Source organism: Rouxiella silvae (assembly GCF_002093625.1).
Lineage (GTDB): Bacteria > Pseudomonadota > Gammaproteobacteria > Enterobacterales > Enterobacteriaceae > Rouxiella > Rouxiella silvae.
The window spans coordinates 1-13,146 of record NZ_MRWD01000065.1 but is presented as its reverse complement, the minus strand read 5'-3'; the positions used below and the strand labels follow the sequence as shown (position 1 = coordinate 13,146).

12 protein-coding genes are annotated in these 13,146 nt (G+C 53.6%); 6 read left to right on the top strand and 6 right to left on the bottom strand.

What is annotated here, in order from left to right; all coding sequences use genetic code 11:
* Nucleotides 1-25: 25 nt before the first annotated feature.
* Nucleotides 26-580 carry a shikimate kinase gene (locus BS639_RS20920; RefSeq protein WP_084984222.1) on the top strand — a complete coding sequence of 185 codons (555 nt, stop codon included), beginning with the start codon at nt 26-28 and terminating at the stop codon, nt 578-580.
* 50 nt (nt 581-630) lie between these two features.
* Here BS639_RS20920 and hemB read toward each other — a convergent pair whose 3' ends face one another.
* The 4 genes from hemB to BS639_RS20900 all read right to left on the bottom strand — a co-directional run bounded on the left by hemB (nt 631) and on the right by BS639_RS20900 (nt 6,157).
* The gene (gene hemB / locus BS639_RS20915) at nt 631-1,611 is read right to left on the bottom strand and encodes a porphobilinogen synthase (RefSeq protein WP_055783672.1); all 981 of its coding nucleotides are present in this window, start codon (nt 1,609-1,611) and stop codon (nt 631-633) included.
* A gap of 127 nt (nt 1,612-1,738) precedes the next feature.
* The gene (locus BS639_RS20910; protein WP_084984221.1) at nt 1,739-3,550 is read right to left on the bottom strand and encodes an ABC transporter ATP-binding protein; all 1,812 of its coding nucleotides are present in this window, start codon (nt 3,548-3,550) and stop codon (nt 1,739-1,741) included.
* A gap of 18 nt (nt 3,551-3,568) precedes the next feature.
* Nucleotides 3,569-5,008, bottom strand: a complete 1,440-nt coding sequence (locus BS639_RS20905) for a M81 family metallopeptidase (protein WP_084984220.1) — start codon at nt 5,006-5,008, stop codon at nt 3,569-3,571.
* A gap of 3 nt (nt 5,009-5,011) precedes the next feature.
* The gene (locus BS639_RS20900) at nt 5,012-6,157 is read right to left on the bottom strand and encodes an ROK family transcriptional regulator (RefSeq protein ID WP_084984219.1); all 1,146 of its coding nucleotides are present in this window, start codon (nt 6,155-6,157) and stop codon (nt 5,012-5,014) included.
* Between the two features lie 198 nt (nt 6,158-6,355).
* Between BS639_RS20900 and BS639_RS20895 the strand changes: the two genes are divergently transcribed.
* From BS639_RS20895 to BS639_RS20880, 4 genes are read left to right on the top strand one after another with little or no spacing between them, the layout of a single operon-like run.
* Nucleotides 6,356-7,894 (top strand): ABC transporter substrate-binding protein, encoded by a 1,539-nt coding sequence (locus BS639_RS20895; RefSeq protein ID WP_084984218.1) that lies wholly within the window; start codon nt 6,356-6,358, stop codon nt 7,892-7,894.
* A 34-nt stretch (nt 7,895-7,928) separates the two neighbouring features.
* Nucleotides 7,929-8,849 carry an ABC transporter permease gene (locus BS639_RS20890; protein WP_055783667.1) on the top strand — a complete coding sequence of 307 codons (921 nt, stop codon included), beginning with the start codon at nt 7,929-7,931 and terminating at the stop codon, nt 8,847-8,849.
* Nucleotides 8,849-9,715 carry an ABC transporter permease gene (locus BS639_RS20885; protein WP_055783666.1) on the top strand — a complete coding sequence of 289 codons (867 nt, stop codon included), beginning with the start codon at nt 8,849-8,851 and terminating at the stop codon, nt 9,713-9,715. The genes BS639_RS20890 and BS639_RS20885 overlap by 1 nt, the downstream gene beginning before the upstream one ends.
* Entirely contained in the window at nt 9,712-10,650 is a 939-nt protein-coding gene (locus tag BS639_RS20880; RefSeq protein ID WP_055783665.1) for an ROK family protein, read from the top strand. The genes BS639_RS20885 and BS639_RS20880 overlap by 4 nt, the downstream gene beginning before the upstream one ends.
* 30 nt (nt 10,651-10,680) lie before the next feature.
* Here the strand turns inward: BS639_RS20880 and BS639_RS20875 are convergent, their stop codons facing one another.
* The gene (locus tag BS639_RS20875; RefSeq protein WP_084984217.1) at nt 10,681-11,049 is read right to left on the bottom strand and encodes a MerR family transcriptional regulator; all 369 of its coding nucleotides are present in this window, start codon (nt 11,047-11,049) and stop codon (nt 10,681-10,683) included.
* Nucleotides 11,050-11,159: 110 nt separating this feature from the next.
* Between BS639_RS20875 and BS639_RS20870 the strand changes: the two genes are divergently transcribed.
* Nucleotides 11,160-11,969 carry an SDR family NAD(P)-dependent oxidoreductase gene (locus tag BS639_RS20870; protein WP_084984216.1) on the top strand — a complete coding sequence of 270 codons (810 nt, stop codon included), beginning with the start codon at nt 11,160-11,162 and terminating at the stop codon, nt 11,967-11,969.
* Between the two features lie 50 nt (nt 11,970-12,019).
* Here the strand turns inward: BS639_RS20870 and dapF are convergent, their stop codons facing one another.
* The gene (dapF, locus tag BS639_RS20865) at nt 12,020-12,865 is read right to left on the bottom strand and encodes a diaminopimelate epimerase (protein WP_055783662.1); all 846 of its coding nucleotides are present in this window, start codon (nt 12,863-12,865) and stop codon (nt 12,020-12,022) included.
* Nucleotides 12,866-13,146 lie beyond the last annotated feature (281 nt).

Genomic DNA, 13,146 nt, shown 5'->3' with positions numbered 1-13,146 from the left:
AAAGCAAACCCTTCAGGAGTCTTTCGTGAGAATCAACGTGATTGGCACCAGCGGCAGCGGTAAATCAACTTTTGCCAAAGCGTTAGCGCAGAAGTTAGCGGTGCCTTATGTAGAAATGGATGCGCTTTATTGGAAGCCAAACTGGGGTGAAAGCAGCGACGCAGAACTGTTTGCCAAGCTGGAGCAAGCATTGGCGCGGCCTGCCTGGGTGTTAGACGGCAACTACAAACGCACTCAGCCGATTAAGTGGCGCAACGTCGAGACGATTATATGGGTGGACTACAGCTTTGCTCGAACCCTGTTTCAGGCGGTAAAACGGGCCGTGCAGCGCTTGAGGAGCGGTAAGGAAATTTGGGCAGGAACCGGTAATCGAGAAACTTTTCGCAAAAGCTTTCTAAGCCGAGACTCTATTATTCTCTGGACGCTGAAAACGTTTTATAAAAATCGCCAGCAGTATCAGAAACTGATGGAATCACCGCTTAAGGATGGCGTTACGTTTGTTCGCTTGCGGTCCCACAGGCAGGCCGGTGAATATATTGCCCGCTGTACTCTCCAACACGAAGAAACTAAAAAAGCCTGACGTAAAAGTCAGGCTTTTTTTAATAACGGATCCGGAATGCGTGACGTGTATTAGTAGTCGACGCCGTTCTCGGCAATGTCCATCGCGAAATATGACAGAATAATATCTGCACCGGCACGTTTGATAGCGCCCAGTGTTTCACGAACCACTTTACGCTCATCAATTGCGCCAGCCTGCGCGGCAAATTTAATCATCGCGTACTCGCCACTGACCTGATAAGCCGCCAAAGGCAGACGAGAAGCGGCGCGGATGTCGCTGATCACGTCCAGATAAGCCCCCGCAGGTTTAACCATTAGCGCATCGGCACCTTCGTATTCGTCCATTAATGACTCACGAACGGCTTCGCGGCGGTTCATTGGGTTCATTTGATAGTTTTTACGATTGCCCTGTAACACGCTGCCGCCCGCTTCACGGAATGGCCCGTACAGCGAAGAGGCAAACTTGGTTGAATAGGCCATGATGGAGGTGTCGATAAAACCGGCTTCATCCAACGCAGTTCGAATAGCCTGAACCTGACCGTCGGCAGCCGCAGACGGCGCAATAAAATCCGCGCCCGCTGCGGCAGCAACGACCGCCTGCCTACCCAAATTTTTAAGCGTAGCGTCGTTGTCTACGCCGTGGTCATGCAGAACGCCGCAGTGGCCGTGCGAGGTATATTCGCAGAAACAGGTGTCAGACATGACAATCATTTCGGGCACGGTGTCTTTACAAATACGCGCCATGCGCGCCACAAGGCCGTTTTCGTTCCAGGTATCACTGCCGGTCGCATCCATATGATGAGAAATACCGAAAGTCATTACCGAACGGATGCCGGCTTTAGCATAGCGCTCAATTTCATAAGCCAGTTTCGACTCAGGAATACGCAGTACACCCGGCATGGTTTCAATCACCGTATATTCTGACGTCTCTTCTTCAACAAAAATAGGAAGAACGAGATCGTTAACGCTGAATTCCGTCTCCTGAAACAGAGCACGCATAGAATCAGACTGTCTCAGACGACGGGGGCGTAAACTTGGGAACTGATTTGACATGACAACTCCAGCAAAAGCGATATTTCTAAAAATAGTAACATACGATTATTGGCGCTTATTTTAACCCAATCAAAGATGAATTATTTATCTTTACGTAGCAACTTTTCCGCTTAATGCCCTACAGAGGTTATGCCAATACCCAATGGCCCTCGCTGACCCGCTGGTAATTACGCGGCGGAGGTTCGAAGCCCAGCGGACGCACCGGGCTTTTCAGCTCGTCAACTTTCAGATGTCGTTTCATCCCGCGCCGGGCGGGGTCAGGAACTGGCACCGAAGCAATCAGCTTGCGGGTGTAATCATGCTGTGGGTTGTCAAAAATAGCGGCACGCGGGCCAATCTCAACAATTTCGCCCAGATACATCACCGCCACACGATGGCTTACCCGCTCGACAACCGCCATATCATGAGAGATAAACAGATAAGAAAGGTTCATGCTTTCTTGTAAATCCAGCAGCAGATTGACCACCTGCGCCTTCACCGACACATCAAGCGCCGAAACCGACTCGTCGGCCACAATCACTTTAGGGTCCAGGGTCAAGGCACGAGCAATACAGATGCGCTGACGCTGACCGCCGGAAAATTCATGCGGATAGCGACGCATCATGTCTGGCGAAAGCCCGACTTTATTCATCAATGCGGCGGCTTTATCCAGCGCATCGGTTTTTCCGGCCAGTCCATGCTGCAATATCGGCTCGATCAGGGCATCGCCAATTTTCATGCGTGGATTGAGGCTGGCGAACGGATCTTGAAAGATCATTTGTATCCGTTGACGCATCTTGCGCAGTTCCGGTTTACTCAGATTCATGACGTCAAATCCGTCGAAATTTATCTGACCATCGTGAGGCTTGAGTAAGCGCGTGACCGCACGGCCGGTGGTTGACTTGCCGCAGCCCGACTCGCCCACCAGCGACAGGGTTTCACCTGCGAACAAGTCAAAACTGATATTTTCCACCGCGTGAACCGCCCCAACCGGACGACCAAAAATACCGCCTAGCACCGGGAAACGGGCGCTGAGGTTTTTCACCGACAGCAGCGGAGTTTTATGAGTGTCCACTTTTATCAGGCTCTCGCGAGGAACGCTGGCCAATCCGGTTTGCATGTCGATATGCGGAAAACGCAGCGGATGTTCACGACCGCGCATCGACCCTAAACGCGGCACCGCCGCCAGCAGTGCGCGAGTATAAGGATGCTGCGGGTGCAGAAAAAGGCTCGCCGTTTCGCCACTTTCAACCACCTCCCCCCGGTACATCACCAGCGTGCGGTCGGCAATTTCGGCCACCACACCCATGTCATGGGTGATGAACAGCACCGCCATGCCCTCTTCTTCCTGCAGAGTCTTGATAAGGTCGAGGATCTGCCCCTGAATGGTCACGTCCAGCGCGGTGGTAGGCTCATCGGCAATCAGCAGCCTTGGCTTAAGCGCCAACGCCATGGCAATCATTACACGCTGGCGCATGCCGCCGGAAAACTGATGCGGATATTCGTCAAATCTCGCACTGGCGTTCGGTATGCGCACTTTTTCCAGCAGCCTTATGGTCTCTTCGCGCGCCGCCTTTTTGCCCATGCCACGGTGCGTTTTCAGCGTTTCGGCAATCTGGCGACCAATGGTAAACGTTGGATTCAGCGAGGTCATCGGCTCCTGAAAAATCATCGCCACCTCATTGCCACGAACCTCACGCATTTGCTTCTCGGACAATCCGGTCAGCGCCCGCTGATTCAGGGTAATAACGCCCTCGATTTTGCTGGTGCGCGCCTTGAGCAGCCGCATTATTGAAAGCGACGTCACGCTTTTCCCCGAGCCAGACTCGCCAACGATGGCCAGCGTTTCTCCCGGATAGACCTCAAACGATAAATTACGCACCACCGGCAGCCAGTCGTCGTCTCCCTGAAAAGAAGTGGTCAGATTCTCTACTTTTAACACGGGCTGCACAGAGGTCATGGTATTTATCCTTTTATATCAATTAGCAGCCGAACGGGCCGACAGGTGAATTTCAGCAGTGAAGGTAAAATCCCTGTCGAACGGGAAAGTCGGCACCGTTTTTCGGTGACGCGGCAGGCGTTCAACAAACTGATCGACCACGCCGTTGGACAGCGCCATCAGATTTGGATGGGCAATAGGGGCCAATTCTGGGGATAAATAACCTGATTTCACGACCACGATTTTTGCCTGATGCGGGTCAAGCCCCAGCAGCGTGAAATCGGCAATATTGTGGTAAGGTCTGCGACGGGCCGAAACCACGACGTCAATCTCGCCAATGCGCAGCACCGCCTGCCTGTCGGCCAAATTGGCGGAGTCTGCAAGGCGCAACACGGTAAATTCGGCGCTAACCTGCGGGCTAGAAGGGTCCAGAGATGCGCCGACAGTCAGGCTTAAGGACGCCCCCACACCGGCCTCAAAAGCAGCATCGGTTGCTGGAAGGTCAGTAATTCCGGCCACGATGACGCCGGTCGCGCGCTGCGCGATAAGTTCGTTCAGCAGGTCGGCGCGGTCGCCTACCCCGCCGCCGGTGGGGTTATCACCCGAATCGGCCAACACTACGGGATGCGTTTCGCTGGCTATCGCATCACGCACGCAGTCCTGCGGCATGTCGGTTTTACACCCAAAAACAAAGTCTTCCCGCGCGTCCCAGTAAGCCTGCGCCAGTTTTAGCGCCTGCTGTTCCAACACATCGCGGCGGGTGCCGGTAAAAATGGCCGCCGCCGTGGCGCGTGGCTCATCGGCCCAAACATAGCCCACCATCAGCGAACTGTCCCATATGCCGTCAATGTCATCCAGCGCGGGCAAACGTGCATAAAGGCTTTTTGCCGGTTCGTCTTCGGTACTGGTGCGCTCGCCCGGCAGCACCACCGGTATCGGCACCCACAGCAGCGTAGGTTTAACGCCGGTTTGTAGACTTTTCACCAGCATCGAGACTGAGCGACGCATTGTCTCTTCAACGTCAATGTGCGGCGCGGTGCGGTAGGTCGAAAACATATCAATGGCATCAATGATTTTCTGCGAAACGTTGCCATGCAAATCGTAACTGACACTTATCGGGCAATCTGGCCCCACCACTTCGCGCGCCGCCGTTATCCAGTCACCTTCGGCGTCTTCCATGCCTTCAACGTACATCGCGCCGTGCATCGCCAAATACAGGCCGTCGTAAGGTTTATGGGCTTCGAGTCCAGCCAGCATTTCTGCTTTAAACATCTCATAGGTGGCGCGAGAAACCGGTCCTCCGGCAATCGCACGCGCGTGAACGGTCGGCAAAAAGGTCGCTGGATAGTCCTGTAAAAAAGCAAAATACGGAGCGGCCAGCAGCGCTTCATTGCGCACGATGCGGAAATCTTTTTCTTCATTAAGAACAGGATTATAAGTGCTGCATTCGATGTGAATGCCACTGACAGCTATACGCATTGTTTACCTCAGTTGATTTTCAGGTCCGTCAAGAAAACGATGGGCTGCAATGCTTGCCGCTGCGCGAACCCAGGTATCTTCATTGATAGGAAAAGTGTTAACCGGCGTGAGTCCGGCGAATCCGGGCAACACGTTTGTTTCAATCGACTGCTGAACCACCGTGCCTAAAAGGCCGCCAAATGCTCCCTGCTGATGGGCAATCAGAATCAGGCTCGGGTCGATAATTTGAATAAGGTGGGCAATCGCCAGCCCCAGCGCCGAGCCTGCGCGGTGCAAAATTCGGATCGCCGCCGCTGATCCGCTCGCGGCTAACTGTTCCAGTTCGGCGAGGCTGGTCAAAATCAGCCCCTCTTCACGGGCCATTTCCATAATGGCGTTGAGTGAGGCGATAGTGTCGAGGCAGCCACGTTTGCCGCAGCGGCAGGGGGTGCCGTTGAGCTCCAGAGTACAGTGGGCAATTTCACCCGCGCCGCCGTGCAGTCCGCGATGCAACTTTCCGGCAATAAAGTGAGCGCTGCCAATGCCTGCGCCGTGGCTTACCAAGGTGAAGGTGTCGAGGTCTCGCGCCTGACCAAAGCGTTTCTCGCTGACCGCCAGCGCTTTGGCGTCATTTTCAATGAACACATCCAGTCCGCTCGCCGCCGCAATCAGCTTCGCCAGCGGCACATCCCGCCAGCCAAGCAGCGCAGACTGTACGCAAATCGACTGATTTTCATCAATAAATCCCGACAAGGTTACGCCCATCCCGATTAAACGAGCCGTCGCATCGCTTTGTCTTTCCAGCAAGTCTGGCAAGGCGTGGGCGATATTTTCAGCCAGCAGTTCAGGTTCGCGGCTTAGCGCAAACTCGGCTCGGGCAATTATTTCACCTTGTAAATTAATAAGTGCCATTTGTGCGGGGTCTTGCAGCAGCGACACGCCGACAAAATATGCGCCTTCAGGACGCAGCATCAACCGCACCGACGGTCTTCCCTGACCCGGTCCATTAACGGTTTCCGATTCCTGTAAATATCCGGCGTCGAGCATTTCCCTCACCACACCGCCAATGGCCGCTTTGCTCAGGCCACACAACTGCGCCAATTCAGTACGGCTCAGGCCTGCGGCGGAATTTATCGCCCCTAATATTTGCCGTTGTAATGAACTTAACATTCCGTTTCAGCGCTCTCATTTTTGGCTAATCTGTCTTGACATTAAACTTATAAGATGAATATATCAATGCCAATTAGTTCACAAAATTAACTAAATAATGAAACATAAGCATTTCATATGAAATAAATAAGCGCAGATTGTAGAGAATGCGCTTTAGGCCGTTTTCGAATTCACCGCAACATTGGCAGAGGAAAATCTATGAAAGGTTTCAAAACCATGAGTTCTTCGCGACGTTTAACGCTGCTGGGCTGTGCATTGCTCAGCGCCATCGCTGCCCCTCTTCACGCTGCCACACTGACGGTGATGCAAAACGAAGCGCCGCGCAGCATGGATCCCGGCAACCAAACCGCCACTTTTACCGCTACCGTGCTCGACCCAATGTATGAAGGCCTGCTGAAAATGTCGCCCGAGTTAACACTCGAGCCCGCACTGGCAACCTCATGGAGCAGCGACGCCAGCGGACTGGTTTGGACCTTCAAACTGCGCAGCGGCGTGACTTTCCACGACGGCACGCCTTTTAATGCCGATGCCGTGGTGGCCAACTTTGCCCGTCATCTTGATGTGAAGCGCGGTTTGGCTGCGAGCGGACGTTTACGCACCTTTATCGACAGCGTGACCAAGGTTGATGACACGACCGTGGTGTTCAGGCTGAAAAAACCTTATCCGGCTTTTCTCAATCTGCTGACCACCGGCGCATGCTTAATGGTGAGCCCAACCGCCGATAAATCTGGCACGCTGGACAGTAAAGCAGTAGGAACCGGCCCGTACAAAATGGTGCAGTACAAAACCGGCGAATACGTGTTGGAAGAAAAATACCCGGGTTACTGGGGCAAGTCGGCCGGACCGGATGATATTAAGTGGACCTGGAGTGCGGAATCATCAGTGATGAATATGGCGCTCCAGGCCGGTGAAGCCGATGTAATCAACCCAGTGCCGCCGCAGTTTGCCAAACAACTGCAAAACAATCCTAAATTCAAGCTGCACGAAAGTCCGGGAGCGTCAGTGTTTTGGGTGGCCTTAAACACCCAGTTGAAACCTCTCGATGACGTACGCGTGCGCCAAGCGCTGAACTTCGCCACCGACCGCGACGGCTTAGTGCGGGCAATCATGTCCGGCTTTGCCACCCCGGCCAACTCCCCACTGGCACCGGTAACCCCAGGTTATGATAAAACCCTCAACCCTTATCCGCTGAACGTTGAAAAAGCCAAGGCGCTGTTGAAAGAGGCGGGCTATCCCAACGGTTTCTCAATGTCTATTGCCGTTCAAGGTGCTGATGCCCGCATTGGTCAGGTGCTGCAAAGTATGTGGGCCAAGATTGGCGTGAAGCTTGACGTTCGCCAGATGGAAAGCGGCGTGTGGACCAAGGCTGCCTTTGCCGATCAGGCCGGTAAAAAAGCCGACGGCACCGGTGCCATTCTCGCCTCATGGTCTTCGGGCGTAAACGGCGCTGACCTACAGCTTCGTCCACTCTATTACAGCGGCAGTTTCGCACCGGGCGGTGCCAACCTCGGTTTCTTTAGCGATGCCAAACTCGATAACCTGCTCGATACTGCGGCCTCAACGCTCGACGTTAACGCCCGTAATCAGCTTTATGTGCAGGCGCAGCAGGAGATTAATCTTCAGGCTCCTCAGGTGCTGCTCTACTATCAGAATGACCTGTATGCCACCGGCGCTGGCGTGTCTAACGTCTGGATGATCCCCGGCGGAAACGTCATCGTAAAAGACGCGCACAAATAAAGAGTTAACGACGCACTTAACTGTAGGAAACGGCATGAAAGCCTATTTAGCCAAAAAACTGCTGGCCTTTCCGGTCATTTTGATTGGCGTATCGATGCTGATTTTTGTCTCGATACGCGCGCTACCGGGTGACCCCGCGCGCATGATGGCCGGTCCCGAGGCCACGCAGGAGGCCGTCGATCACATGCGTGTGCGACTGGGGCTGGACCTGCCGTTGGTCACCCAGTACGCACACTTTGCGCGCGACGTGCTGCACGGTAACCTTGGGCTTTCGCTACAGTCCCAACAGCCGGTGACGCAGGAGATAGGCGAGCGTCTGCCTTATACGCTGGCGCTGGCCGTGCTGGCTTATTTTCTGGCGATTGTGATTGGCGTACCGGCGGGCATGATGGGGGCGATTTATCGCAACCGCTGGCCTGACTATGGCGTGATGCTGTTGGCAATTGCCGGCGCGTCGATTGCCAACTTCTGGCTGGGGCTGATGGCAATGAACACGTTTTCAGTCCAGCTTGGCTGGCTGCCGTTGCTCGGGGCGTCGTCGTGGAAGAGCTATATTCTGCCTTCGGTCACTCTTGCCGTGTTACCGATGGCGGTAATGGCCAGAATGACCCGTTCGAGCATGCTCGACGTGCTGTCAGAGGACTATATTCGCACCGCGCGCGCCAAAGGTTTGTCGGCGATTAACATCTATTGTAGCCACGCGTTTCGCAACGCGCTGATACCCATAGTCACCATTGTAGCCCTCAACTTTGGCAGCCTGGTTGGCGGCGCGGTGGTGACAGAATCAGTGTTCAACTGGCCCGGCATCGGCCGTTTACTGGTGGACTCCGTGCGCTATCGCGATTATCCGGTGATTCAGGGCGTGGCGCTGGTCGCCGTGTGCGGCGTCGTGGTGATGAACCTGCTCGGTGAGCTGCTCATCGCCCTGCTCAACCCGAAAATAAGGTTTGAATAATGAGTACCCTGGCAGCCGTGGCGGCGCGTAAAAAAAGCCGCACTACTTTGTTCTTCCGCTGGCTGTGGCGACATCCGAGCATTACTTTTGGCGGGCTGATCATTGCCGTTATTGTTATTGCCGGGCTGCTTGCGCCGTGGATAACCGGTCACGACCCTTATGCACAGGACTTGCTTGATACCCTGTTGCCGCCTTCCGCCGATCACCTGTTTGGCACCGACGACTATGGCCGTGACATCTTCTCAAGGGTGATTTACGGCGCACGGATATCCATTTTAGAGGTGCTGCTCAGCGTGGGTTTGGCGATGCTGATAGGCATTCCTCTGGGCGTACTTTCCGGCATGGCAGGGCGCTACGTTGATATGGTTATTATGTGGGTGATGGACATGCTGTTCGCTTTTCCAGGCATCGTGCTGGCGATTTTGGTGGTCAGCATTCTCGGCGGCGGTTTGATCAACTTGCTGATTGCTATCTCGCTGTTTGCCATTCCGGTTTATGCCCGTCTTAGCCGCAACCTGACGCTAGGCCTGAAGCGTATGGAATACGTTGAGGCCGCACAGGCGTTAGGCCTGTCTTGGTATCGGATCGTGGTGCACTATATTTTGCGCAACGCTATTGGGCCGATTATTGTGCAATCTACGCTGACCGCCGGTACCGTCATTTTGGCGGCGGCCAGCCTGTCATTTCTTGGTTTGGGCGTACAGCCGCCGATGCCGGAATGGGGTACAATGATGAGTGATGGTCGAAACTTTCTCGGCATAAATATCTACCTCTCGCTGTTCCCCGGTCTGGCAATTATGCTGACCGTGCTTGGCTTTAACGTGCTGGGCGATGGGTTGCGCGACTTACTGGACAAACGTTCATGATGGTTAACACTGGCACGGCGGTATTTTGTGCCGATATTGGCGGTTCATTTATTAAATTTGGCCTGTCGCGTCAGCAAGGCGAGGTCACCGAGCTGGCAAAATTACCTACGCCCGCTGAATCTTGGGACGAATTTGTATTGGCCTTGCAAACTTTGTTGTCGAATCACGGTGCCAGCTTGGCCGCCGATACGCCGTTGGCCATTTCCACCGCCGGTCTGGTTTCACCGCAAAGTGGCGAAGTGATGGCGACCAATATTCCGGCCTTTGCCGGACACAATCTTGCCGCCGAACTGACGCAAATTCTCAAGCGCAAGGTCAGCGTGGCAAATGATGCCGACTGTTTCGCACTGGCAGAAGCGCACGTGGGTGAGGGTCAGGGGCTGCCGATTGTGATTGGCGTTATTCTCGGTACCGGCGTGGGTGGTGGCATTGTGATTAACGGCCAACTGGTTCGCGGCCACGGCGGCGTTGCAGGCGAATGGGGACACGGGGCTATCACCCGCACTGAACTGCTTGTCGAGGGTCAGCGCGTTACCCTGCCGCGCCTGCTCTGCGGGTGTGGTCAAACGGGCTGTCTCGACATGTACGGCGGCGCACGCGGTATGGAAAGGCTGCACCTTGAGTTTCATCAGTTGAGCCACAGCAGCCATCAAATCATTAGCGGCTGGCAAGACGGCAATACTCAGTGTGCCTTAACGCTGGAAGCCTGGTTGCAACTGGTCAGCGAACCTCTGGCGCTGCTGGTCAACATTATTGGGCCGTCCAAAATTGTGGTCGGCGGCGGGCTGGCAACGGTAGCGCCCTTGATTGCCGCGCTCGATCAACGGCTGCGAACGCAGACCCTGCATAAATACTCGCAGCCGCTGCTGGTACCGGGTAAGTATGTGAATCAGGGGGGGTTGGTCGGTGCCTCGGTTTTAGGTCGTCAACGTTGAGTTGGCCTTACGCGATTTAGAAATCAAACGTTAAAAGGCATCGTCACAGGGCTGGCCGATTTTATTGAGCGCGTTGACAACACCCGCGCGCAACGCCACCAGCGCCCGCTCTTTCTCTTCAATCTGCATTAATTTGCGCACAAGGCTGGCGCGTTTTTGCTCAACGCTGAACGCGTCGTCAACCCAAATCGCCAAAACATCAGCAATCTCTGAAAGGGTAAAGCCCAACATTTTGGCGTGCTTAATCATCTTCAATCGCTGTAAGTCGACGGCAGAATACACTTTATAGTTGTTACTGACGTTGGGCTGCGGGATTTTCTCCAGCAGTCCTTGACGTTCGTAATAACGCACTGTGTCACGCGGCAGTCCGGCCTTGGCACATAATTCACCGATTCTCATTTACACCCTCTTTGAAACGTCGCCAGGTATTTAACACTAGGCGCTTGACCGTGGACTCAAGTCAACGGTTTATCCTGTTTTCAGAATATTAGCAAACAGGATAACCAGTCATGAAATCTTTCGATTATTCAGGAAAAACCGCACTAATCACCGGGGCGTCATCGGGTATTGGACTCAATATAGCTGAGCAATTGGCGGCGCGCGGCGTCGCACTTGTTTTAGTGGCCCGCACGCAGATTAGGCTAGAGGCATTGGCCGACAGACTGACAAAAAAATACGGCGTCTTGGCTGTCGTTATTGTGCAGGATCTTGGTGTTCCTGATGCAGTCCCCAAACTTATGCAACGGCTAAATGCATTCGCTATATCACCGGATATATTGGTCAATAACGCAGGCTTCGCCACCTATGGGGTCTTTGAAGAAATTTCACTCGAGCGACAGGAAGAAGAAATTCGCATTAACTGTCTGACTCCACTGGCGCTGACCCACGCGCTGCTGCCGGCAATGATTATGCGCGGCGGCGGCGCAGTCATTAACGTGGCCTCAACCGCCGCAATGCAGCCAGATCCTTATATGGCGACGTACGGTGCCACTAAAGCTTTTCTACTGGCATTTTCAGAAGCGCTATGGGCTGAAAACAGACAGGGTGGTGTACGCGTGCTGGCGCTTTGTCCGGGCGCAACCGAAACGGCATTTTTTGACGTGGTCGATGCCGAAGAAGCCTCGGTTGGGAAAAGGATGTCGGCGAATGCCGTGGTAGATATTGGCCTGAAAGCTCTGGATAAAAATCGCAGTTACGTCATTACTGGGTGCACAAACTGGCTGTTAGGCCAATTGCAGAGGTTCGTTACCCGCAGGCGTATCTTAATCATCGCCGAAAAAATGCTTCGACCCAAGAAACCCAAGAACGTGAGGCTTTGAACGTCTTGATTGACAGCCCCTCATTCTTAAAAATAAGGGGCCAAAAGAGCTTACTTCAAATCATAGAAACAGTCGGCGTCGAGAGTAATCTCGGCAATTTTTTGCACCGGCCCGCGCATGTTGACCATAAAATCTCCGGAGAAGGAGATGGCCAACTGACCGCCAGGCATGGTAACGGTTACGCTATCATCGACTAATCCAAGTTTGCGCATTGCGCTGGCGGCGGCACAGCTGCTGCTGCCTGATGCAAGGGTGTAACCTGCGCCCCGCTCCCAAATTCCAATATTGATATTCTCTCTATCAATCACTTCAACAAACTGCACGTTGGTGCGCTTGGGAAAAATAGCCAGCGTCTCAATCAGCGGCCCCAGTTGATGCACCCACTGAAGGTCGAGCTTTTCAACGCGCACTACGCAATGCGGATTGCCCATCGAAACCAGCGTAACATTCAGGCTATGTCCTGCCACCACCAGCGGCTGGTCAAGCATCTGCTCACCGTCAACGTGAGCAGGCAGCGCAGACGGTGAAAACTTGGCCTGTCCCATATCGACAATCACCTGATGCGCGCCCTCAGTCACCTCACAGCTCACCTGTCCGCCCAGCGTGTTAACCAGAAATGGCGCATGCCCCACTCTTTTTGTATCGAAAAGGTAGCGTGCGTAAATACGCAGGCCATTGCCGCTTTTTTCAGCCTCTGATCCATCCGGATTAATTATTCGCACGCGAGGAACGTCTTCATCATCGATGTCGATCAGAAGTCCATCGGATCCAATTCCATAGTTGCGATCGCAAATGCGGCTTATCTGTGCCAATGAAAATTGTGCCGCCACGCTTTGATGACAAACCAAGTAGTCATTACCCAAACCATGGTAGCGATGAAAAAGGGAGGAATGCATAGTCAGTTCTGCCTGTAATAAAGGATGTTAATGACGATAATAATAAGAATCTTAAAAGAATACACCACGGCGTAAATCCGCGGTAGCACCTGCTTGTTCAACGCTTCCCCCACCTTTTCAATCGTTGATTTCAATTTTGAAACAGCCGGACATTTTCGACACACTCAATCATCGTTATAAATAAAAATCATACCTCGATAACGATTTTATGGCTGACATTGCGCTTTACAGTCCCTAACGTGGTTATACAGCCACGGGCAACAACTCATGCAACACACTGT